Below are 24,642 nucleotides of genomic sequence, written 5' to 3'. Positions count from 1 at the left end.
TAATAATTTTACAGCGTTTTTTGTTTGAACTTATATAAATAATTATTGAAGTAATTTTTACGGTGATACATATTAGTAATATTGTTGGTTGGAAATAAACTTTCAAAACGATTAAACTTTATTTCAGATCCACACCTCTTTCGTCTTTTGCCTCATTACTTGTAACAAAATTATTACCCTATAAGAATATTGTAATTAAAAATAAGCATAAAAAAGATTCCTTTTATACAAAGGAATCTAGTGGTTCAGCTTTTTTTATAAACAGTTCGATTTTATTTCAAATTCACTTCTGTCTCTCTACTTCTAATTTGTTACCTTTACTATCTACCATTCTTAAAGAACCTGCTCTCAAGAACTCAACAGTATAATCTACTACAGCATTCATTTGTCTAGCATCTATCTTCTTACCGTCCTTAACAAACTCAGTAGGAATCAAAGTTACTTTATTACTGTCTTTATTGTATAACCATGTTCCTGTCATATGGTTGTCTTCATAAGAAGAGTTACCAGTGTCATCATAAGCCGTGAATGACTTATCTTGTCTAAAGTCTAAACCCTTACGAAACTCAGAACCTTTGTAACTACCCCAAGAACCGATTAACTCGTTACCGTCTGCGGATATTTGTACGTTACCATTATCAGAAGTAGTTGACGACTTAGAGTCGATCTTCGTATCTACATCGAAACCTAAGGCTTTTGCTTCCTTCTCATTATGGGATTCAATAGGGTCGAATCCTTTATGCCAGTACTTGTTACCCTCATTAATCAAGTCCATTGACTTTTTAGACTTTTCTCTATCTTCGTCTGTTACTTTTCCTTTACCCTTTATAATCTCTACTTGAAGTGCATAGGCTTCACTATAACAGTCTACTGCTTTTAAAATCTCTTTATGAGCGTCTTCAAACTCTTTTGGTGGGTCTATCTTCTTAAACTTAGTGATAATCTTTTGCAACTCAGACTCTTCTTTTAGAATTTCTTTCTTTAAGTCAGTTTCCTTTTTAGTTTTATCCATAGCTATCTCAGTTATTACTGTAATCTTCTGCACTAACTCAGAAGATAAACCAGTCATTCGAGTTGGATACTTCTCTTTTGACAGCTTTTCTTTCGTTTCTGATTTAGATTCTACTTTTTCTTTTGGCTTTGCGTCTGTTTTATCGGTACCACAACCTGCCAATAGCATGAACGGTATCGCAAACGTTACTATTTTCTTTGCTTTCACTATGCCCCATCCCCTTAGAAAAAATTGTATTTAATTAACATATTGTACCATATCATAATTTGTATAAATAAGATATAAAGTTATCTCATCATTAATTAAAATCTAGACTCTACATAAAATAAGCACTTGAACATTAAATAGCTGTTCGAGTGCTGTATTTCTTCCCTATGTTTCATGTAATTTTAAAAGAACCTCCAATTAAAGTTATGTCAATTACAATAAGTGAAAAGAAAAATATATATTCAATCATACTTCCTGTTCTTGTATATATCGGAAATCTTATTTTTATTTTCATTTTCAAAGGATAAAGCAATTATAAATTTTTTTATTCTATATACCTAACATAAATAAGATTTGACCTTTAACTGTTCTCACATTTAATTTAATTAGTACCATTACGCTCTAGCTCTTCTCGATTAAAGTATTGTTCTAGTAACTCTTTACCTGTTTTTATTGTAGTATAGTACTCTACATCATACAGTTTCCCTTCTGATGGATTGTGAAAATCTTCATATTTCTTGAAGTCTTCATTTTCTTCAAATGATTTCTTTGCAAGGTCCATGTCTTCTGCTTCTATTTTAGCAAACAATCTACCTATATCGAATACACCGTCTTCATCAATACTCTCTTCTAAAAGGTAGTGTCTCTCTTCCTCTATAGGTGTTAGTTTACTTTTTGTAACAGAATATAAATGTTTCGTTTCTTCTACTTCTACCATAATGAAAATCCAACCTACTCTTACAACTGTACATGGTGCTAATCCTTCTAATGTCAGTGCAACTACCTTTTGGTCTTTCACAAATTTCCCCATCTTACATACCCCTTAATTTGTTTATTTTATTCTGTTTAAAGGTCGAAATATTTTCAAAGTGATGATACATATCTATAACCATATAAAACAGCACTTCCTTTTACTACAATTGTATTTTCTTCAATACTTTTCACTATCGCTTTTCCTGTTAAACGATTCATATATTGGATATAAACAGCAAATTCTATAGGTTCCTGTTTTTGTTTTGCTTCTTCAAAATAATATAATTCTTCTTCATAGGCACTTAACTCTAACTCCCAATCTTCAAAGTTAGTTTTATGTATGGATAGTGCATGAGATTCAAGCGATCCTATTTCATATTTTAAATCTTTAACAAAAACACCGTCTATGCCATACCAGTTCCTTTTTCTTCACATTTTGGTCATCCTTTTCTTTTCTATCAATAATTTTTCTACTTCTATTAAGTCAATTATTGACTATAAAAATATTGGAATATTTCCATTTTTATCATACAGGATAAAGAGTAATTACACCAATTATTACCATGGGTTTCTAAAGTTTTTTGAAATGATATTATTGCTTTTTAACAGGTTTATTATTTGCGTACATCAACTGTACAATGATATTTATTTTGCCATTATTGAAACAGAGTAATATAGTTGTTGTAGCTTTGAAATAAAGTTTGATTAAAATGAAGTCTTTCCTTGTGAATTACTATGTAATTTTTATAAAAAGTACGATTGTTTTGTTATCCATTATTTTGTTTAGTTCTCCTTCAATTAAGTATCTTTCTTTACATTATATTGACTATTATTCATTATATTTGAGATAATTAATATAATGATGTAAATAATACCATGGAGGTTTGCAACATGAAAAACATAATGGAATGCCTCAACAATCCATATATTAAATATCCATTAACTGTGCTTTCAGCTATAGCTATAATAAAAACAGGTTATGATTTAGGTTCCTTTATTACAAAGTTAAAATATTTTTAAATCATAAAAAGGCAATTTACTTTTTTTACAAAAGATCAATTGCCTTAAATGATATAGAAAAAGCACTGCTGAAATCTTCAACAATGCTTTCCCATTAAACGTACTATGATAATGAACGTCTAATTTTTCTACTCATGAGTTCTGTATACTCACATATATTTATCTTAGATTTAAGATACGTTCTATTTCTTTCACACTCAACTTACTTGCTTTTGCAATAGTTTCAAGTGGTACACCAATTTCATGCATTCCTCGGATCATCTGCATCTTACCTTGCTCAATACCTTTTTCCATGCCCTCTTGTTCTGCATGTGCTAACTTAGCTTGTTCATCTAAAAGCAATTTCTCTCGAGCTTCGTACGCTGTTCTAAAAGAAGAATCATGGCTCATATTTTCCCATTTATTTATTGCCTTTTGTAAAATTGGATCTTGATTCATCGCAATCTCCTCCAATGTTTGAGTTAAATGTTCATCTTCATGTGCTGGTAATAATAACATCCAACGAACAAATGTATTTTCCCATGGGTTTACTTTTTCTTCACGCCATTGTTTTACCAATTTCGGTATCTCTACAAAATGGATTTCAATGTCGTCACTTAAGAGTTGCTGTAATTTTGTATTCCATAATTGTCCGATGGTATGAAATTCATCATCCTGAGAAAATAAAATAAAGTCTAGTAAGTTAATGGTAATTGTTTTCCGAAGTGAACGATATGGCATCCCTTCTTGCATTTGTGAAGTATAAAGTTTACTCCAGTAATATAAGGAGCGCTTCACCATATCATGTGTATTTCGAAGCTGGATTTCGATATTTACTTGCGTCCCATTATCCAGTGTTGCTAATAGGTCTAAAATCGATAACTTATCATCTTCATAAGATTTATGGAGATGTGGATCATCTAATTGTAGCGAAGTAATAGGTGCATCTAAAGATTCCTCTAAAATTGCATTTAGGAAACCCGTTAAAATTTCCTCATTTCCTTTTATTCCAAAAAGCTGTTTAAAAGCAAAATCAATCCGTAAATTTACTAATTTAGTGGACATGGATTTCCTCTCCCTGTCTATATCATCTCTTATTACTATTGTACATAAAAAAAGGTAGAACATGCAAACAAGCTCTTACGTTACCTCACATAAGAGCCTGCCTACATTGACAAAAAATTAGTGGTTCTTAGCAAAAACAATTGCAAGTGACATCGTTTTTGTCCAGAACCTTTATTTTCATCTATTCTTTTTCTGGCCAAATTTTCGCATTTGGTTCTAATAACCACTTGTGGTCTTCCTCCATGATACGATCATTCCATGGGTTATTCTCAAGATGTCGAATCATCCAACAAAAATACATTGCATATCCAGGCGCAGTTGCTTGTGGGTGGTCTAGTTCACCTGGAATTGTAATAAAACTATTATGTACAACGCGATAAGCATCCTCACCTACCATCGCACATCCAAATCCCTGTGGCTTGTTAAAGCGATAATAATATACCTCCGGTTGATTATGATGATGCGGTGGATAACTGGACCATCTCCCTGGATAAGAAATAACTTCTCCTACTACCATATTAGAATACGCTGCATTGTTATAGTCAAAAATCGTACGAATAACACGTTGTGCTGTTCCCTCCCATACTCCTTCTCCAGCTACAACACTTTGACACTCATTTGGAGTATACAACTTGGACGCAAATTCTTGATCATTATCTGTTTTTTGAACAAGCACTTCACTATCTGAAAGAGCAGTAATTGTAACCTTCACATTTTTAGCCACATGTAAACACCAAGGGTTTTCTTCAAAAACAGACTGTCTTTGAATAACTTGTTCCATTCCTTCCCACTCTAGACGTATTGTCCCTTCTAGTAAAAGTACTGCCGTTTCATTTTCATTATCAAATAGCAACTCTTCTTTTCCATTAGACATCTTATATATGCCTATATCCATTAACATATCACTGCATTGACCGTTCATTTCTGTTAATACATTATAGCCTTCATTTAATTCACCTAATTTTCCTAACATGATGTTCTCCCCCTTTTTTTATGGCTACTCTATCATTCTCTACTTTTATCAACTAACTAAATTATGAGTTCCTTCTATTATTTAATGAAGAAAGCCTTTCTGGTTATGCTTTGTTTTCACTTCCGAATATGCGTATATGATTTTTAACGTTTTCGTATGCGGCCTCAACTACATCTTGATGGTACGTAAAGTAATCTAAATAAGGAGTATTTAAGGCCGCAGTGTTAACTCTAGTAATTACATTCTGAAACGTGGCTGTTGCTACATTAATTTTTCGAACACCATGTTGAATACATTGCTTGAAATCCTCTGGGCTAATGCCAGACCCACCATGTAATACTAAAGGAATATCGACTATCCCATTAATCTCCTGCAAGCGGTCTAATCGTAAATCAGGGTCTCCATTGTACATCCCGTGCGCATTTCCAATCGCAACAGCTAACGCATCAACATCTGTTTCTTCTGCAAATCTTTTTGCTTCTTTAGTACTTGTCAGCATCATTTCAATATCTTCTGATCCGTCCTCACTACCACCTACTCTGCCAATCTCAGCCTCTACTGTCGCTCCGTACTGTTTCGCAAGCTCCACAACTTCTTTTGTCCTTTGGATATTCTCTTCTAACGGATAGTGAGAGCCATCAAACATAACCGAACTAAAACCAATTTCTAATGTCTCTTTAATTTTTTCAAACGTCATACCGTGATCAAAGTGAACTACTACTGGAACAGTTGCTTTTTTCGCTGTAGCTACCATCAAAGGACCAATCATATGAATGGGCGAATGATTCAAACGAACTTCCGCAATTTGTAGAATGAGCGGGGAACGTAACTCTTCAGCTGCTTGAATAGCTCCCATTACCATTTCCATATTAGCGACACTAAAAGCTCCAACCCCATAATTCTCTTGATTTGCTTTAATTAAAATATCTTTCATTTGAACTAATGGCATTACATACTCCCCTATTTCAATATTATTTATTAAATGCAAAACCAACCGTCACGTCTTTTTACCCCTTTTGTAAGAAGACATGTTGATTACCATACCATTTACTTAGGGATAATCTTAAAATGCTTAAATTACAAACCTGCTTTTTCTTGTATAAATCTTCGAGCTTTTAATGCGTATTCAAAAGGATTCGCTAAAGCTGGGTCTTGCTCTGCTTCTACCACAAACCAGCCCTTATATTCAGAGTTTGCAAGAATAGTAAAAACTTCATCAAATACAATTACGCCATCTCCTGGAACTGTAAACGCACCATTCTTCACTGCCTGTAAGAAGCTTAAATTGTTTTCCTTTACAGCATTTACTACTTCCTGGCGAATATCTTTTAAATGTACATGTTTAATGCGAGGTAAATATTTTTTCAAAATATAAAGCGGCTCTTCTCCTGAAAAAACAAGATGACCTGTATCAAAAAGCAGAGATACAAACTCTGGATCCGTCATATCCATTAACTTTTCAATTTCTGCTGTTGTTTGAACACCCGTACCCATATGGTGATGGTATACAATATGTAGCCCCTTTTCCTGAGCTAATTTACCGAGGTGATGTAACCCATCCGCTAGCTTTTCCCACTCTTCTTCTGTAAAAACGGGTTTATTGCGAAATAGTGGTACATTCATTAAACCTTGAATACTATGTCCTTGCTCTGATACAACAATGACTTTTGCGCCCAGATCATGCAAGAAATCTCTATGTTTAATAAATGCTTGTACTGTCTCTTCAAGTGGCTTCGTTGTCAAGAACGTACTAAACCATGCACTAGCAATCTCTAGGTTTCGTAATTCCAAAGATTTTTTTAATACAACTGTATTTCTCGGGTATTTATTCCCTACCTCACTTCCATTAAATCCAGCTAGTGCCATCTCACTAATACATTGTTCAAACGTATTTTCTGCTCCTAGCTCCGGCATATCATCATTTGTCCAAGCAATTGGTGCAATTCCAAGTTTAATTGTATTTTCTTTGAACATCCCCTTGTCTCTCCTCTTTACAAAATGTGATAGAATTTCGCCAAATTCTCTTAACTGGTCATTAAAAAGAGAGCTTCCTAATCAATATGTATGTAGATAAAAAGCTCTCTTTGTGCCCTAATCTAATAAGACCTTGCCTGCTGCAAGTTACTTACTTTACTCTCGTACGCAGCTTGTACACTTTGACTTTTAGATACTTCTGCAACACCTACATGCCACCATGAATCGTATCCATTTGTCATTGTTTTTGGTAATACTTTAATATCAATTAATGTAGAAACTGTTTGTTTTTTCGCATCCTTAAGCGCTTCCTGTAATTGTTCTATCGATGTAACACGATACGTTTTCACACCATATCCAGCTGCGCTAGCTGCAAAATCAATTTTCATAATTGCCCCGTCTAATTTACAAGTTTCCTGGTTTCGATAGCGAAACTCTGTTCCAAAGCTCCCCATTCCATTGCCCATTTGTAAGTTATTAATGCAACCAAATCCGGAGTTATCAAACAATAAGACGTTAATTTTTTTGTTTTCTTGGAGACTTGTGACAAGCTCAGAATGAAGCATCTGGTAACTACCATCCCCTACCATTGCATATACTTCCTTCGATGGTTCAGCTATCTTTACACCTAGTGCGCCCGCAACCTCATAACCCATGCAAGAGTATCCATACTCCATGTGATATGTATTTGGTTTTCTTGATGCCCACATTCTTTGTAAATCACCCGGAAGACTTCCTGCCGCGCCAACAATAATTGCATCTTCATCAATTAATGTATTGATTTGTCCAATGACCGTAGTCTGTGTTAATTCTGTACCAAGTGCGTCTACATACTCATTTAAATTCTCATCGAAATGACCTTCAACTTCCGGCGTGAAACCTTGACCTGTAAAGCGAATATTATGTAGACGTGCTAATTCTGTTTCCCAAGCCTCTTTTGCATCAGTGATTTCTACTGTGTAACTAGATTGATACTCAATCGATTGCAGTTCATCTATTAGAGCAAGAAGTGTTTCTTTTGCATCTGCTATAACCTTTAATGCATCAAGTTTGTTCGCATGGAATTCTGAAATGTTGATGTTTAAAAACTCAACCTCTTTATTCTGGAACAATTGCTTAGATGCCGTTGTAAAATCAGTAAATCTTGTCCCGATTCCAATAACAAGATCGGCTTCCTTTGCAATTATATTAGCTGCTAAATTTCCAGTTACCCCAATGCCGCCAAGATTATATAGGTGGCTACTTTCAATCGCACTTTTCCCAGCTTGCGTTTCTCCAAATGGAATGCGGAATGTTTCAGCAAACTGTTTGAATTCCTCTGCCGCTTCTGCGTATCTTACACCACCACCGCAAATCATAATTGGCTTTTTCTTTTTCTTAATCATTTTTATCGCATCCGCTAAACTGGCTTTTGTAGGTAGACGACGTTCAATACGATGAACACGCTTTTGGAAGAAGTAACTTGGAAAATCCCAAGCTTCCCCTTGGACATCTTGTGGTAAACAAATTGTTACAGCACCTGTATCTGCCGGATTCGTTAAAACACGCATGGCTTGAATCATAGCTGTCATCAATTGCTCAGGACGATTCACCCGGTCCCAATACTTACTTACCGCACGGAAAGCATCATTCGTAGAAATAGATAAGTCATGCGTTTGTTCAATTTGTTGAAGAACAGGATCAGGTTGTCTCGTTGCAAATACATCACCTGGAAGCAGTAAAACGGGAATATGATTTGCAGAAGCTGTAGCAGCAGAGGTAATCATATTTGCTGATCCAGGACCAACAGAAGAAGTACATACCATAATTTGTTTTCTGTGTTTTTGTTTCGCAAAGGCCATCGCAGCATTTGCCATTCCTTGCTCATTTCTTCCTTGATATACTTCTAATTCCCCTGCATCTTCTTCTAAAGCTTGACCTAGGCCTACTACATTTCCATGACCAAAAATCGTAAAGATTCCCTTAACAAACTTTTGTTGCTTTCCATCAAACTCTACATATTGCTGATTTAAAAACTTTACCAATGCTTGCGCCGTCGTCATTCTAACAGTTTGCATATGATTTGCTCCTTTCTATCTCTAACAGTCATTCTGCATATGAAAAAGGAGTATTAGGAATTTGAAAGACTCCTAATACTTCCTTCTTATGTTTTACCACTTGCGTTACTTTCGCTTACAAACAACTAGAAAGAGTCTACTTCTCTCTTCATGATTACTTTTCCCAACGAGATGTAAGCATTTTCTTTCTTGTATAAAACTCAACGCCGTCAGTACCATTCGCATGAAGATCACCATAGAAAGAATCTTTCCAGCCAGAGAACGGGAAGAATGCCATTGGCGCCGGAACCCCAACATTCACACCTAACATACCTGATTCAATTGTTTCACGGAATTGACGTACACTTGCCCCGCTATCGGTATAAATGCAAGCTCCATTTGCAAAACGAGACTCATTGGCAATTTCAATCGCTTCATCCAATGATTTCACACGAACAATAGATAAAACAGGAGCAAAAATCTCATCTTGCCAGATTTTCATTTCTTTTGTAACATGGTCAAAAATTGTTGGGCCAACAAAGTAACCAGCTCCTTTTACAGCTGTATCTTCGCGTCCATCACGAACTAATGTAGCACCCTGTTCTACACCGGAATCGATGTAACCAATTGTGCGCTCTTTATGGTTATCACGAATAACTGGTCCTAAAAATACATCTTCATCAAGACCATTTCCGATGACAATTTTATTAGCTTCTTCTACCAATCTATCAACTAATTGATTTGCAATTTCTTCTTCTACTGTAACAACAGAAGCAGCCATACAACGCTCACCAGCTGAACCAAATGCAGCACTAATAATTTGCTTTGTTGCTAGGTCAAGATTTGCATCGTTTAATACAATGGAATGGTTTTTCGCCCCTGCTAATGCTTGAACTCGTTTTAAATTTTCTGTTCCTTTTTTGTATACATATTCTGCGACAGGCTGAGAACCTACAAATGAAATTGCCTTCACTAATTTATGTTCAAGAAGACCGTTTACTACATCGTGTGCGCCATTTACGATATTTAATACACCTTTAGGTAAACCAGCTTCTTCAGCTAATTTTGCTAATTTTGCTGCTAGAAGTGGTGTACGCTCTGAAGGTTTTAACACAAATGTATTACCGCAAGCAATTGCAAGTGGAAACATCCAGCATGGAACCATCATTGGGAAGTTAAAAGGTGTAATCCCGCCTATAACACCAATTGGGTAACGATACATGCCAGACTCAATACCTGTTGCAATATCAGGAAGCTGTTTTCCCATCATTAATGTCGGAGCACCCGCTGCAAACTCCACGCACTCAATACCACGAAGAACTTCACCGTAAGCTTCGTTATAGCTTTTTCCGTTTTCAATCGTAATAAGTTTCGCTAACTCTTCCCAGTTATCTACTAATAATTGTTGATATTTAAATAGAATACGAGCACGTTTTGGCACAGCTGTTTTGGACCACGATTTGAATGCTTCATTTGCTGCTAATACAGCTTGTTCAACATCTACTTTTGTTGAAAGTGGTACTTGAGCAATTACTTCTCCTGTTGCAGGATTATATACAGCTTCCATCTTAGTTGAAATGGATTCTACCCATTCGCCGCCAATATAGTTTTTTACAATTTGTGCTGTTTGTACTGTCATATTCATTCTCTCCCTTTTATGTAATGTAGAAGCGTCCAATAGGATACGCCCTTGCTTAATTAATGGTTTATGATGTTTCTATACAATTTCCTCAGCCGTTTCCATGAATGCAGAAATCTCTGCCCTTGTTGGCATTGCATCAGAACAGCTATGTTTAGAAATAACAATCGAAGCAGAAGCCCCACCTAATCGCATCGCTTGAGGAATCTCAAGCCCTTGCATTAGGCCATAAATAAATGCAGAAGCATACGAGTCGCCAGCGCCAAACGTCTTTAACACTTTTGTTTTAAAGATACCGCCGCGGTGAGATTGCCCGTCTCTTGTATAAGCGATTGACCCATCCCCGCCGTGCTTAATTACGACAATTTTCGCATGATGAGAAAACCATCTTTCAGCCGTAACTTGGTCATTAGATTTTTCATAGTTTAATAGTTTTTCCATCATATCGAATTCTTCACGCGTTCCAATAATGACATCAGATTTTTCAGCTGCTAGATTGTAATACACAGCCGTTTCAGCTTCTGACTGCCATGTATAAGGGCGGTAATCCACATCAAAATATACGACTACATCATGCTTACGCGCATATTCTAGCGCTAAAAATACCGCCTCGCGAGAAGGACTTTTCGCTAAAGCTGTTCCTGAAATTAAGAGTGCTTTTGATTGTTTAATATAGTCCTCAGATACCTCTGTTGGATCAAGGTTTAAATCTGCGACATTGTCGCGGTACATTAAAATACTGCAATCCTCAGGGCTTTTAATTTCTGTAAATGCTAGACCTGTCACTGCACCTGTACGGTCGATACATATCTGATCTGTATTAATCTTATTGTCCTGTAGATACCCTGTAATAAAGCGGCCCATTTGATCGTCGGACACTTTACCGATAAATCCTGTCTGTAAGCCGAGACGCGCCGCACCAATCGCAATATTCGCAGGAGAACCTCCTACATATTTAGTAAACGTTCTTGTTTCTTCCATAGGACGTTGTGTTTCATTGGCATTTAAATCAACGCATAAACGTCCAACTGCAATTAGGTCTAATGGACAATCTTCTTTAAAAATAAGTGGATTCATTATTACTACCTCCCATGCTTTATCGTTTTCCGACAAAAGACTCCTTCCTCAAAAATGTGAAGGTGTAAAACACCAATTTTAGGTGGGAGATGAATGTCGGTTGGCATAAGCCAACATATTTGCTACCATATACTTGTACAGATTGCTCTTTGAAAACTGAAGATATGAGGTTGGTTGCAGAAAAACGTTGCAACCGTAAAATCTTCAACGTTCTTTCGCACCACGTTTGCTGAAGTTGCGAAAACCAAGCTAAAGTAGGAAGCGTGGTGAGTCAACGTACAAGATGCTTATGTTTTCACCGTAGGGACTACGGGCGGCGCCTGCTAAGATAACTGTTGGATACATCGGTGTTCGCAGGAATCTTCCACTTCAAACAGTCCGTAAGGACGTTAAGTGGTGAGTAGTTCAAAAACCTACTATTCATTACTCTTTATCTATCTAGAAGTAAGCGCCCTCTTTATTGATTTAATGCAGGCTGTTTATGTTCAATTTGTACAGGTTTTCCTGTTAGTAAGGATTCCTTCGCAGCCTTCGCAATTCGCTCTGCTTGTAATCCATCATTACCACTGCAAATAACAGCTTGTCCTTCTATAATTGACTTTGTAAATTGTGTTACTTCCTCAATGTAAGCTTGCGTGTAGCGCTCTAAGAAGAAATAAAGCGGCTTATCTTTTACAATACCTTCTGTTTTTGACACTTGAACTGTTGTCGGGCAGCAATTATCCGCAGCAACCGCGCCTTTTTCACCAAACACTTCAACACGCTGGTCATATCCATAAACAGCTTGGCGGCTATTATCAATTACCCCCAAAGCTCCATTCACAAATTTTAATGTGACAATTGCTGTATCAACATCATTTACTTCCTGAATGGATGGATCAATTAATGTTGTGCCATATGCAAATACTTCAACGACTTCACTATTCATCACATAACGAGCCATATCAAAATCATGAATCATCATATCCATAAACAATCCACCTGAAGAGCGAACATACTCTATACTTGGTGGTTGTGGATCTCTAGACGTAATTTTTAAAATATGTGGGTGTCCCACTTCTCCTTGTTGAATTAGATCATAGACTTTCCTGAAGTTAGGATCGAAACGACGATTAAAACCTACTTGAAGAGATACCCCTTGTTCTTTTACTACTTCTAATGCATCTAATGTTTCTTCTACTGAGAAACTAACAGGCTTTTCGCAGAAAATATGTTTTTTCGCAAGAGCCGCTTCTTTTATAATTTGCGCATGTGTATTTGTTGGTGAACAAATAAAGACAGCATCAATTTCTGGATCTGCTAATAAATCCTGATAGTTTGTAGTCAGAGTGGAAATCCCTTTATCCTCGGCCCACTTTTCTAGATGACTAATCACAACATCTGAAACCGCTTTAATTTTTACTTGTGGCATCAGCTGCAAGTTATCTACATGCAGTTTCCCTATTCGTCCAGCACCAATAATTCCAATCGTTAAAACATTCATATGATTTCTCCCTCTTTATTTAAATTTAAGAAAAAAATGAAAGTCTATAAGGTTTAGCACATCAAATTTAGTTAAGCGCTTTCCCTATTTTTCTTCATTATACACACTTGATTCTAAATTGAAAACATTTTTATTTTTTTGAATACTCTTCTTTTCATCCGAATTTCAAATTTCGTAAGTAAACGTACTACGTCCATATACAAATTAATAATTAGAAACAAATAATCTAAACAACTACAAAAATAATCTTTTAAAATACTGATATAACAAAGAAAACGAGGCCTTTTAAATAGTAAACTGCCATCTATAAGGTATTCCTTTCTTTTCATACTCACTATTACTTTATTGTCCGATAAGTAAATGGAATGCCCCTATAAAAGAAAGTTGTAAATTGTCAAAAAATTTCATTGACGGTCTCATAATGTAAGCGTATACTTTTTTTATCAAAAATAATTAAGCGCTTAACCAAAAATAACTTATCGGTGGTGGGAGAATGAACGCTATTAGTTCAAGCAAAACATTTATGGACAGGATTGGTATCCCTTCTAATTTAACTTGGGGATACATAGGAATTATTGTTTTTATGATTGGGGATGGTTTAGAACAAGGATGGTTATCCCCTTATCTCGTTGAGAGAGGCCTAACGCTAGAACATGCTGCATTTTTATTTACTATTTACGGTATTACTGTATCTGCTTCTTCTTGGTTTTCAGGGGTATTTGTACAAATGTGGGGACCAAGAAAAGTAATGACATTTGGTTTAGTATCATTTATTTTAGGATCAATCGGTTTCATCGGTATAGGAATTCAACATATGAATTATCCTGTAATATTACTTTGCTATGCCCTACGAGGGTTTGGTTATCCCTTATTTGCTTATTCTTTCCTAGTTTGGGTATCTTACAGTACACCTCAACAAATGCTTTCAAGAGCAGTTGGCTGGTTCTGGTTCGTATTCCAGCTTGGACTTAGTGTTATCGGAGCCTTCTATTCTAGCTATATGGTTCCTAAAATCGGGGAAATCGCTACTTTATGGAGTGCTTTAATTTTTGTTGTCGTCGGGGGATTGTTCTCAATTGTTGTAAATAAGGACAGATTTAAAGCACAAACCGTAAGCGCTAACAAATCAAGCGAATTACTAAAAGGCATTACCATCGCATTTGAAAATCCTAAAGTTGGTATAGGTGGTATTGTTAAAATTATAAACTCGGCCGCTCAGTTTGGATTTGTTGTTTTCCTGCCTACTTATATGATGAAATATAATTTTACGATGACTGAATGGCTTCAAATTTGGGGTACTCTATTCTTTGTAAATATGGTGTTTAATATTATTTTTGGTATTGTTGGAGACAAGTTTGGCTGGGTAAATACGATTAAATGGTTCGGAGGAGTCGGTTGCGGAATTGTAACTCTTGCACTCTATTATGTACCACAAATGGTAGGGCATAATTATTGGGCTATATTATTCGTTGCATGTTGCTACGGAGCAACACTTGCCGGTTATGTACCTCTTACAGCATTAGTTCCATCTTTATCTCCTGAAAATAAAGGAGCGGCAATGTCTGTCTTAAATTTAGGTTCAGGATTATCAGCATTTGTTGGACCATTAGTAGTAACTGCTTTCATCGGTCCATTAGGTGTAGGCGGCGTGATGTGGATCTTTGCTGGTTTGTATTTCTTTGGTGCATTTTTAACTCATTTCCTTACTATTCCAAAGGAAGATGGGATGGAGCAGGATTTAAATACGAAAAGCAGTGAGCAATTCTCTGTATAAATCCTCTATATAATAGAAGGTCATCATAACTGTATATGGTTAAGATGACCTTCTTTTTGTTACATTCAAGTAGGATATCAAAAACGCTAACATGTAATATCCTTTACTGATGATCGCTCTACTAATTGAGGAATAATAGTAATTTTTTGCTTAGCATGTTCCTTCATTTCCATCGTTTTTAAGAGTTGTTCAAACGTACAAGCTGCCATTTGTGTAATTGGCTGTTCAATTGTCGTTAACCCAGGATCTGCTATCTCAGCATAAATTGTATTATCAAATCCGATTATTGATAAATCTTCCGGAATTGAAAGTCCTTGTTTTCTTGCTTCATTCATAAGGCATATCGCAATTAAATCTGTACAAGCAAAAACCGCTGTAGGCCTATTAGGCAAGCTAAGTAATTCTTTACTTGCACGTTTGCTATCTTCCACAGTCGAATAGCAGCTAATTATTGCATCATCATCTAATGAGATATCTGAATCTGTAAGAGCCTGCTTAAAGCCATTCAGCCTTCCTAAGCTACTTTTTCTATCCTTCTCCATCATAATCGTTAAAGATGTATGGCCCTTCTGCGTTAGATAATTCCCAGCTAAATAGCCGCCCCTCATATCATCAGTTGTCACAACATGAGTCGTGATGGAAGGATGATCTACAGTGAATAAAACAAGTGGCAAATCTCGATTCACGATTTTTTTAACAAGTTTATAATCATTTAGTTCCGTCGCAATAATAATGCCATCTACTTGCTTTTTAAATAATAAATCAATGTATTCGTGCTCACGTTTTGTTTGATGGTCCGTACTACATAAAATGAGTGTATACCCTGATTCTCGTGCACTATTTTCAAAAGCTCTTGCTACTTCAGCAAAAAATGGATTTGAGATATCTGGGACAAGTACCCCAATCGTATATGTTTTTTTACCTGTTAACGCTGCTGCTACACTACTTGGCTGATAATCTAATTCGTCCATTACCTGATTTACTTTGTTTATTGTTTTTTCACTAATACGCCCTGTTTGATTAATTACCTTAGATACAGTCGCTATTGATACACCTGCTTTTTCCGCAACATCATAAATTGTTGGTTTCACTTTAATTGTCCCTTCTTAATCATCTTTTTCTATATTTTATCATAAATATATTTTGCTTCTTGGTACACAGGAGGAATTTTTTAATGAATTTACCGGAAGAATTCTCCTTCCTCAAGCGTGTGAAGGGCGATAGCCAAACGGTAGGTGGGAGATGAATTTCGGTTTGGCATAGCAAAAAACTTTTGCTAAACTAGCTATCTGAAGTTCTTTGATAGCTTGATATAGGAGGTTGCAGGAAGAAAATAGAGTGCGAAAACCAAGCTATTCGGTAACTGCTTAAAATATCAACCGTATACAGAGAGCGTCCAAGCGTTGGACTCTAGACGTAACGCTCAAGGAGTCGAAAGGTTTCTTTCATCGTGGAGCTGAGAAGCTCCCAATTCAAGCTTTGCTAAGTGGCAAGTAGTTCACTAATATCTCTAATAATTACATTAATAAAAATAAAGAAGAGTCCTGTATTAACAGGACCCTTTTTCTATAGTTTCAACATAATTGTTCCTCAATTTATAAACATAAAGGAGATGGTTTTATACATGATCCCTTAGAAGAAACCGAAAAGAGTTTCTTCTTTGTTAATATAAATTGAAACTAAATTAGATTTTCAGAATATCACCAATCAATTTAATCTCTTCTCCCTCAATAACTATCCCATCACCATCTTTACAAGCATAAATCTCCCTATTTTTCAACTTAGAATAATCTTTTAATAAATCTAAATATTTCCCACTTTGTTCCTCGCTCCAATGAGGCATAAAATCAAAATCTACAATACCTAGGGACCTTCTATCCTCTAGTCCTATAATATCCTCGTCTAAAAATTGGGCTGTATCAATACTTTTAGTTGTTATTATACTACCAGCACTAACACCAATCAAAACCCCACCATTTTGCAAATATGATTTTAATGAATGCAATAAATTTCTTTTTCTTAAGGAATATAAAAAGCGGAATGTATTTCCACCAGAAAGATGTATTCCATCATAATTAAATATGTCATTAACCTTTCTTTCATCGTATTCTTTGTCTAAATCAAAATATTTCACATTATTAATTCCTAAATATCTATAGTATTTAACTACATAGTTAAAATATTTTCCTGTTACATCTGAAGTTGCTCGAAGATATGCTATTGAAGGATTTTCTTTATTTAATAACCTTAAAAGTTCATAATCCAATTTTCTATCTTCTTGTACTTGATCACTGTATAATACTATTTTTCTCATTAAACTCCCCCTATTTTCTAGTTAATAACTTATCAATTTTGAATTTTTTGAATTTATTTTCGCCCTTTCTCACAAAAAAATAATACCAATTTAATATATAACTTTTTTAGTATCTCTTAAGGTACACTTCCTAAAAGCGGTATTCCATATCTGGACTCGATAATTCTTTTTTTATCATATTCTTTTAAAATGAATTTTAAATAGTCTATTAACTAAGGAGATAGACTATTTAACGGATTTAATTTATTTTTTATGTGTCAGTCCTGAATGTTTAATCACACATTCATTTTTTAAAATTCCCTAATCACTCCATTATATCATAGGCTTTAAACAGGTCTTCAAGTTCAATATTATTCATAGTTTCATCTACGGAAATCATATATGAGGTAATAACTGATGAAACTTTTTTAGCAAGTTCTAATCTTAATCTAAGAGATACTCTACCTCCATAATCGATAAGCTCATTAATTACTTCTTTATAGTCAGATGGCGATGTATTAAAGCCGTACTTAAAAATGCTTTTCTGGCACTATGACACATAGTAGGCCCTCCAACATCAATTAATTTTCTTATTTCTTCTAGTTCTTTATAATCTTTCATATAATGAACTGAATTCTTCCCTTTTCAATTTCTTCAAACTTGCTATAAGAAGATTCCAGTGATTTTTTTACAATTTCCATTCTTTTTGAATATACTATTTCATTGGTTAAATCTATTAATTTCCCCCTCATAACCTTTTGCCCATAGACATAAAGAATAATTCCTAAAACGAAATACATTAACAGCTTAATCTTTAACGCATTATTACTTGTTACAGTCATATTAATAGTGAAAATTATAAGCGCATTACCACAACCACTAATAACGCTTTATAGATAACAAAAATATTCCCTATCGTTTTCTTTTTTGAAAAAGCTTATAAATACTAAGTATATATACACTAACCATACACTGGTAAATACAAAATAAAGTGCAACTTCAACACTATTAGGAAGCCATACAAAAACAAATTCCCAGGATACTCCTCTATACAGGATATATGGAATTAAATATATACAGTAACTTATTCCCAGCATGAACAGAAAAGAAAAAACAAGCTTTAATAAACTCTTTTTTCCATATGTATTTAAATGCCTTTGTTTATTTAATATTGCTTTTAATGCTTTTAATGCTTTTAATGTGAAAAATAATATGCTTAAAACTATTAAAATTGAAATGCATATAATTACACTAGCTATTGTATCTGCGCCTTTATTTAAATCTATTATATTTTTATTGTAAGTGCCCTCTTCTAAAATCTTATTAATACCTTGACCTATAAGTTCTACATATTGTGAGTTCGTATTACTTAGTACTGCAACCCCGACTTTATCCTTAGGATTAAATACTATAAATGAAGAATAGTTAGGATTATTCCCGGCATGTGAAATTTGATTTTCACTCTTTGGATAAATGAACCAACCACTAGCATAGAATGATCCATCACTTAATGGTCTAACTGTACGATTAGCCTCTTGAGATTTTCCAACTATGTCTTTATCAAATTTCAAATCATTTAAAGTGCCCAGCTGAATCTTAAGCCACTTAGCCATATCTTCAGCACTGGAGATAATATACCCAGCCGGCTTATTCCCTCTATACACAGGTGCATCATATACATCATTTTTTAAGAATTCGAGTTTATACCCTTTAGCGATATATTCATTAACAATCTCATTTTTATAAAGATAAGTATTATGTAAACCCAATGGCTTTAAGACATTTTCTTCAATATAGCCTTCATAAGATTTCCCTGTCACTTTTTCAATAACCAACCCTAAAACATCATAATTTATAGTTGCATACTGGAAATCCCTACCTGGTTCACTATCTAATTCTATATTAATTAAGGTTTTAACTGTTTCTTCAAGTGCATTATCTTCATTAGAAACTGGTATCTTATCTATCGTTTTAAAAGGTATACCACTTGTTTGATGTAATAATTGTTCTATAGTTATTGAAGCTTCCTTACCTTTATATTTAACTTTTAACCATGGTATATATTTAGTTACTTCATCTTCAAGTTTAATTTGTCCACTTTTTTCTAAATTAAAAATTCCTAAAGCAGTAACTGCTTTACTATTAGATCCTATTTCAAACAAGGATTTAGAAGTAACTGGCTTTTTAGCATCTATATCTGAATATCCGAATCCTTTTTGATACACAGTCTTATCGCCTTTAACTAAGGTAACTGCTAGTCCTGGAACCTTACCTTTATCCATATTTTCTTCTATAAACTTTTCTATTTTTAGTTTTGTATCATTTGTTAATAAATTTATCTGTTCAACCTCATTGTCTAATGCATATCCCTTAAGTGGTAATACAACTATACTGAGAAAAACACTAAGTATAACTAACAATTCTCTTAATTTTTTCATAATAATATACCCCTTGCGTAACTTCTAATTAAACAATGCATCTAAATCTTCTTGTGAAATTTCTACAGCATCAAAATCCGATGGGGTGAATCCCTTGAAATCCTTTTCTATGCACTTATCTAAAATTACCTTCAAAGTATTCACATAACTTTCAATAAACCTTTGGATTGTTTCATCTTTAAATCTATTTTTACTGTAGATAATATTTATCTTTAGTGCACCATTTACCACCATAGCCTCTAAATCCATTAGTGCTGTCAATGAATTATTCTTGTCACTATCTAACGCAAATTCAATGTTGTTTAGATTTAATTGGTTCTTATCAATTATATTATCAAAACCTCCAAGATAATTGAATCTTATATACTTGACTTCTTGTTCTTTAAATTCCCTATTTAAAAACTTAAGAATGCTATAATTAAATCCTTTATTAGGTATGTTTCTAAGTTGTTCCTTTAATGATTTAATTTTATCCTATATCTCCTCATGATCCACCTTAAAATATGCAGGGTACATACTTGTAAACCATCCAACAGTTCTAGATATGTCAATTTGACCATTTATCAACTCTCTTCAGTGTCTTTCAAGTTCAACTATTACTTCAGTTTTATCGTCACCCTTCCATAGTACCTCCATATGTTGTATAGAGATATCTCCTTCTAAATTGTCATTGATGCCTCTTTCAAGTCCTAATACACACCTTAGAAAGAGCACTTTTAAAAAGTGCTCTTTTTACTTTGCATGTCATCCATGCTTGTATAAGGATAATAAAACTCTTTAATTTTATCTTTAAAAAGGAAATAACCTCCCATCAAACAGTATGATAGGAGGTTATTAAAGTCATTTAAAATTTGTTTTTTGTTTTAATGTTTTCGATTTTAGCAAATAATAATATTGTTTAATTTGAGGCGCAAATTTAAAAAACAAACTTCTTTATTTCAAGTTCATAATTTTTTCTTTTACAAATACTGCAAACCTCTCCAGGTCACCTTCCTCAATTAAATTCATCACTTCACGTTCGCCATCATGAAAAAAAATGATTTTCTTTCCTGTTAATAATCCTTTTTCTACATCTATTGAATTAATTCTGGCATAATTAAATACTTTAAACGTTTCACTCCCTAAATATTTTGTATAAAAACACATACGTTCATTTGTAGCGACCAATATCCCTTTTCTTTGACTACCCATACCAAATACTTGATATTGAAACATTCCATATAGGCTATTTTCAATAATCTCATTTTCATTAAGATGTGATTGTACCATTGTCATAGCCGTTTTTATATTTTTCATGACAACTCCTCCTGTATTCTCCCTTTATTAACTATAAGGATATTAGAATATCTATATTTTCATCATACAGGATAAAGAGTTTAAATTCCAATTAATACCACTTTTTGAAAAACTTTATTAACTGTGAACAATCCTACGATGTTTTGAGATTTTAACTTTTGAATATTTTATTTAATCCTTACTAATAATATAAATAAATTGGTACCAGCCAATCAGTATCCATAATAAACCTCTCTTTTTTTGAATTCTTCCTGTGGCAAGGCGGCTATTTTTTATAGCTGCCTTGCTTGTATGAATTATAAATATTTGCACATACTATTAATGGAATGGTTGAATCATTGTCATTGAAAATGTTCAGCACTTCCGCTCCTTAAGAGAACAGTCTACGCAACTGTTCTCTTTCCTATTTCCTTTTTTCACGCATATAATCTGACAAGCATTATTAACTCTAACTCCCCTACAATCAATCGCATTGCAACATTCTCAACATTTCCTCAACAAATTCTCAATATTTTTCATGGACAACAGCACACTTTCTCAACAGTTTTAATATCTTAATATTAAATACTGAAAGGAGATGTTGAAAAATGACTTGGTTCATTATTTTAGGGTTTATGCTTATTTTAATAATAAGCGGTTTTCATGCACATAGTATTCATATCATTTTCAAAATAGGTTCAGATACAAAAGCTGTGCCAAGTTGGTCTTTCGTTAATAAAATAAATTTCCAAACATTAAAAGAATTAATAAAAGGACTAAATAAGGATAAACTTAAAATCCTTACAATAGGAGAACTTGTTATTCCTTTAAGTTTCTTTAATAGATTATTTAGCAAAACATTAATTTTTCTATTTCTATTCTTTTACTCTCAATACTTAAACTAACGTAATATGAGATGAGGTGAACTACCCGCCACTTAACGTCCTAGCGGACTGTTTGAAGTGAGGAATTCCTAAGTAAAGAGTTCTATCGAACGCTAAATAAAAAAGCTTATCCTTTAACACCTAATGATAAGCTTTTTTATTATTCTTTTCATTTTTTGTTTTCGGAAGTATTTCTTTAAGTTGATAGCGGTGCGGTGCTATCCCATCACTATAAAGCTAAAACTTTATAGTGCCATCAAAACGGAAACAACAAGTTGCATTTATATAAATAGCTTTTAAAAATTGATAATTTTGTTTAGGGATACTTTAAGATTTTAGCTTGAGAGGCATATAGTGCAACCTCATACAGAGTGATTAGGATAGTGAACTTAAACGTGTTATTTTTAGCATTCTAAATAATCGGGTTCAATGTATTTTTCTGTTTCAGGAGAGCTTTTAATTTCTATAGGATATTTCTTAAAAGCTACAACAGTAACCCTATCTTCTTGAACTAAACTTCTGGATTCATTTATAGAAGAGAAACCTGTTCGCGTTAAAAAATTGTATAGAGAGGATTTTGTCATCCAAAAACTAGTAATGTTATCTAATGATGCCCATTTTGATTTTAAACGTTCTTCTATTGATGAATTAGCAGAGTGTTCTAGCATTGTGTGCCCCTTATATTCATAATTTTTATAGAGTACTGATACATTGGGAGTATGAGTGATATGAGTATCAATTATTACAAACCTTTTGCATACTTCATACACTTTTTCTAAAAAAGGGAATACATCTGAGCAATCTAAATGATATAAAATACCAGAGCATAAAACAATATCAAATTGACCATATTTTTCAGCACTTAAATTTCTTACATCATCTTGATAAAAGGTTAAGTTTTCCAACCTTAATAAATCTTTAGCGAATATAGCTTTTTGTACGTTTGATTCTCTTCCTTCTATCCCTACAACAGTTGCTCCTTGCATAGCAAACTCAATAGCGTAATGCCCCTCTAAACAAGCTAAATCTAAGATTCGAAGATTTTTAAAATCACATTGTGTGATATCTTGAATCATTGTCACAATTTTTTTTAACGCAGGATTTGGTTGTCGAATATCTCTTGTATATAGAGTATCCGTTAATTTAATATCATAAGCGGTCCATTCACCATATTTACGAATAATGTTTTCTTTTTCGAGAACAAAATCTTTCATGATACAATTCGCCACCTTTAACATAATATTATGTGTAATATATACCTTTATAAGATCAATATATGTGTGTATAACTTGTATTTAGACGAAGGTAAACATTTTAAAGTTTATTCCCAAGTACCATTAAGCACAAGTCTACGCTAAAGGTGTTATATGCATAATAATGTTTTTATGAAAAGGTAGTTGCAATTGCAGCTACTTTTTTATATAAGGCACATTGTAATAGATAGTTGCGCCAAAATAAATACTCTCTTTCAACTTTTTCAAAAATAAGCTGTTTTTTAATGTTATGTACAAAAAACTAGAAATATTTAATTCTACGTTTTTTATAGATTAATCACTTCATTTACTATTTCTCAAATTCATCCATTTCAGCTTTACGCTTTAAAAATATTTCAATATCTTTATTTACTCTTTCCATTAAACCAAGGGCGTGTCTATCATTTAAAGCTAATTCTTTATAACCCCATATATATTCTATTGTTGTCGCTTTACTTTGTTTATGATCTGCAAAATACCATTCTAAAGGCTGTAAAGGATTAGATACTTCAAACAATTCAGCTGGGTACCATGAAGGCAGGTTTTCATTTTCACCTAAGATTAGATAGTCTAATTCTCCATCCAATGAACTAATACCATAAACCACATATTCCTTATAGATTTCTAAATTTATTATCGAATCTCGATTATATCCTTGTTTTAATAACCCCTCTGAAAATGTATCTCCTGAATTTTTTATACACTTTACTTTCATATACAAACTCCTATCAACAAAAAATTAATTTTTAAAATTAAAATCATCGAAATTGATATAATAAAAACCGCAGAAATTAAATATTCCCACGGTTTTATGTTTACCTAAGGCTCTTTTCATTATTTTACAACAATATAGAATTCACCTATCATTTCTTCTTGAGCATCTTGAAATGTTTCTAAAATCAAATCCGCTTCTGCGGCCTAACATATTCTTACTATCTGTGAACTACCCGCCACTTAACGTCCTAGCGGACTGTTTGAAGTGGGGGCTTCTCGGTTAGTCGTTACTTTTAATAGCTAACGAATTCGTCCTAGGACAACCGAGCTAACTCCCTTGTTCCAAGGGTTATTTTATTACTATCTATGCTAACGCTAATAGGCGTATTGCTTCATTTTTGATATTGATAGCTGCGTTATAATCTCTATCGAGATTTACACCGCATATACAAGAATAGACTCGCTCAGACAATGACATATTTTTCACATTACCACAACTGCTACATGTTTTTGTGGAAGGAAACCATTTGTCTATTTTCACAAGCTTTTTTCCTTGTTCATTTAGTTTATAAGCTAAGAAAGCAGTGAACATACCCCAAGCATTATCAGCGACGCTTTTTCCAAAATGAAGCGCTTGCGACATTCCCTTCATATTTAGATCTTCAATAGCTACAACATCAAAATGAGTAGCTAACTCTTTAGACTTATGATGAAGAAAGTTCTTACGTTGGTTTGCTACTTTTTCATGCAGCTTAGCTACACGGATACGTTGTTTATTCCAACGCCCTGAACC

22 protein-coding genes and 1 pseudogene are annotated in these 24,642 nt (G+C 33.9%); 3 read left to right on the top strand and 20 right to left on the bottom strand.

What is annotated here, in order from left to right:
* Positions 1–283: 283 nt before the first annotated feature.
* From HFD78_RS27010 to HFD78_RS29725, 3 genes are all read right to left on the bottom strand, one after another.
* On the bottom strand, positions 284–1,219 hold the full coding sequence (locus HFD78_RS27010) for a DUF7018 domain-containing (lipo)protein (RefSeq protein WP_000644800.1): 936 nt from the start codon (positions 1,217–1,219) through the stop codon (positions 284–286).
* A 382-nt stretch (positions 1,220–1,601) separates the two neighbouring features.
* On the bottom strand, positions 1,602–2,030 hold the full coding sequence (locus tag HFD78_RS27005) for a hypothetical protein (RefSeq protein WP_000514637.1): 429 nt from the start codon (positions 2,028–2,030) through the stop codon (positions 1,602–1,604).
* Between the two features lie 53 nt (positions 2,031–2,083).
* Positions 2,084–2,380: a hypothetical protein gene (locus tag HFD78_RS29725; protein WP_033668101.1), complete on the bottom strand. Its 297-nt coding sequence runs from the start codon at positions 2,378–2,380 to the stop codon at positions 2,084–2,086.
* A gap of 483 nt (positions 2,381–2,863) precedes the next feature.
* Between HFD78_RS29725 and HFD78_RS29880 the strand changes: the two genes are divergently transcribed.
* Positions 2,864–2,992, top strand: a complete 129-nt coding sequence (locus HFD78_RS29880) for a hypothetical protein (protein WP_000789921.1) — start codon at positions 2,864–2,866, stop codon at positions 2,990–2,992.
* A 159-nt stretch (positions 2,993–3,151) separates the two neighbouring features.
* On the opposite strand, the gene HFD78_RS27000 is transcribed toward HFD78_RS29880, so the two are convergent.
* The 8 genes from HFD78_RS27000 to iolG all read right to left on the bottom strand — a co-directional run bounded on the left by HFD78_RS27000 (position 3,152) and on the right by iolG (position 13,218).
* Complete coding sequence (locus HFD78_RS27000; RefSeq protein ID WP_000104994.1) at positions 3,152–4,036, bottom strand: Rpn family recombination-promoting nuclease/putative transposase; 885 nt, start codon at positions 4,034–4,036, stop codon at positions 3,152–3,154.
* A 181-nt stretch (positions 4,037–4,217) separates the two neighbouring features.
* Positions 4,218–5,009, bottom strand: a complete 792-nt coding sequence (locus HFD78_RS26995; RefSeq protein ID WP_000900823.1) for a 5-deoxy-glucuronate isomerase — start codon at positions 5,007–5,009, stop codon at positions 4,218–4,220.
* A 103-nt stretch (positions 5,010–5,112) separates the two neighbouring features.
* A complete protein-coding gene (locus HFD78_RS26990; protein WP_001131817.1) occupies positions 5,113–5,958 on the bottom strand; it encodes a class II fructose-bisphosphate aldolase in 846 nt (281 codons plus the stop codon).
* A 128-nt stretch (positions 5,959–6,086) separates the two neighbouring features.
* The gene (gene iolE / locus HFD78_RS26985; protein ID WP_000471989.1) at positions 6,087–6,983 is read right to left on the bottom strand and encodes a myo-inosose-2 dehydratase; all 897 of its coding nucleotides are present in this window, start codon (positions 6,981–6,983) and stop codon (positions 6,087–6,089) included.
* 122 nt (positions 6,984–7,105) lie between these two features.
* Positions 7,106–9,040, bottom strand: a complete 1,935-nt coding sequence (gene iolD, locus HFD78_RS26980) for a 3D-(3,5/4)-trihydroxycyclohexane-1,2-dione acylhydrolase (decyclizing) (RefSeq protein ID WP_001195359.1) — start codon at positions 9,038–9,040, stop codon at positions 7,106–7,108.
* Between the two features lie 154 nt (positions 9,041–9,194).
* The gene (locus HFD78_RS26975) at positions 9,195–10,658 is read right to left on the bottom strand and encodes a CoA-acylating methylmalonate-semialdehyde dehydrogenase (protein ID WP_000218123.1); all 1,464 of its coding nucleotides are present in this window, start codon (positions 10,656–10,658) and stop codon (positions 9,195–9,197) included.
* A gap of 78 nt (positions 10,659–10,736) precedes the next feature.
* Positions 10,737–11,735, bottom strand: coding sequence for a 5-dehydro-2-deoxygluconokinase (iolC, locus tag HFD78_RS26970; RefSeq protein ID WP_001068610.1), 999 nt, complete (start codon positions 11,733–11,735; stop codon positions 10,737–10,739).
* A 457-nt stretch (positions 11,736–12,192) separates the two neighbouring features.
* Positions 12,193–13,218 (bottom strand): inositol 2-dehydrogenase, encoded by a 1,026-nt coding sequence (gene iolG / locus HFD78_RS26965; RefSeq protein WP_001101872.1) that lies wholly within the window; start codon positions 13,216–13,218, stop codon positions 12,193–12,195.
* Positions 13,219–13,711: 493 nt separating this feature from the next.
* On the opposite strand from iolG, the gene HFD78_RS26960 reads away from it, so the two are divergent.
* Positions 13,712–14,992 (top strand): MFS transporter, encoded by a 1,281-nt coding sequence (locus HFD78_RS26960; protein WP_000991772.1) that lies wholly within the window; start codon positions 13,712–13,714, stop codon positions 14,990–14,992.
* Positions 14,993–15,078: 86 nt separating this feature from the next.
* Here the strand turns inward: HFD78_RS26960 and HFD78_RS26955 are convergent, their stop codons facing one another.
* The 5 genes from HFD78_RS26955 to HFD78_RS26935 form a co-directional block, all read right to left on the bottom strand.
* Positions 15,079–16,083: a LacI family DNA-binding transcriptional regulator gene (locus HFD78_RS26955; RefSeq protein WP_000805145.1), complete on the bottom strand. Its 1,005-nt coding sequence runs from the start codon at positions 16,081–16,083 to the stop codon at positions 15,079–15,081.
* A 593-nt stretch (positions 16,084–16,676) separates the two neighbouring features.
* Positions 16,677–17,306, bottom strand: a complete 630-nt coding sequence (locus HFD78_RS26950) for a Type 1 glutamine amidotransferase-like domain-containing protein (RefSeq protein WP_001227151.1) — start codon at positions 17,304–17,306, stop codon at positions 16,677–16,679.
* 869 nt (positions 17,307–18,175) lie between these two features.
* The gene (locus tag HFD78_RS26945) at positions 18,176–19,723 is read right to left on the bottom strand and encodes a serine hydrolase domain-containing protein (protein ID WP_002197058.1); all 1,548 of its coding nucleotides are present in this window, start codon (positions 19,721–19,723) and stop codon (positions 18,176–18,178) included.
* 24 nt (positions 19,724–19,747) lie between these two features.
* A complete protein-coding gene (locus tag HFD78_RS26940; RefSeq protein WP_198287953.1) occupies positions 19,748–20,191 on the bottom strand; it encodes a condensation domain-containing protein in 444 nt (147 codons plus the stop codon).
* A gap of 465 nt (positions 20,192–20,656) precedes the next feature.
* Positions 20,657–21,019 (bottom strand): PH domain-containing protein, encoded by a 363-nt coding sequence (locus HFD78_RS26935; protein WP_098606890.1) that lies wholly within the window; start codon positions 21,017–21,019, stop codon positions 20,657–20,659.
* Between the two features lie 587 nt (positions 21,020–21,606).
* Here HFD78_RS26935 and HFD78_RS26930 point away from each other — a divergent pair.
* On the top strand, positions 21,607–21,903 hold the full coding sequence (locus HFD78_RS26930) for a hypothetical protein (protein WP_000219733.1): 297 nt from the start codon (positions 21,607–21,609) through the stop codon (positions 21,901–21,903).
* A gap of 383 nt (positions 21,904–22,286) precedes the next feature.
* Here the strand turns inward: HFD78_RS26930 and HFD78_RS26925 are convergent, their stop codons facing one another.
* The 4 genes and pseudogenes from HFD78_RS26925 to HFD78_RS26915 all read right to left on the bottom strand — a co-directional run.
* On the bottom strand, positions 22,287–23,096 hold the full coding sequence (locus HFD78_RS26925) for a class I SAM-dependent methyltransferase (RefSeq protein ID WP_000651404.1): 810 nt from the start codon (positions 23,094–23,096) through the stop codon (positions 22,287–22,289).
* A gap of 349 nt (positions 23,097–23,445) precedes the next feature.
* Positions 23,446–23,850 carry a hypothetical protein gene (locus HFD78_RS26920; RefSeq protein WP_000864952.1) on the bottom strand — a complete coding sequence of 135 codons (405 nt, stop codon included), beginning with the start codon at positions 23,848–23,850 and terminating at the stop codon, positions 23,446–23,448.
* Positions 23,851–23,969: 119 nt separating this feature from the next.
* Positions 23,970–24,078: pseudogene (locus tag HFD78_RS30015) on the bottom strand (barstar family protein); the annotation flags it as partial.
* Between the two features lie 135 nt (positions 24,079–24,213).
* The coding region (locus tag HFD78_RS26915) for an RNA-guided endonuclease InsQ/TnpB family protein (RefSeq protein WP_191968131.1) at positions 24,214–24,642 on the bottom strand (429 nt) is incomplete at its 5' end.

Origin of the sequence: Bacillus sp. EKM501B (assembly GCF_011800505.1) — a bacterium.
Taxonomy (GTDB): Bacteria; Bacillota; Bacilli; order Bacillales; family Bacillaceae_G; genus Bacillus_A; species Bacillus_A cereus.
The sequence above is the reverse complement of the archived record's forward strand: the minus strand, read 5'-3'. Positions and strand labels throughout refer to the sequence as shown.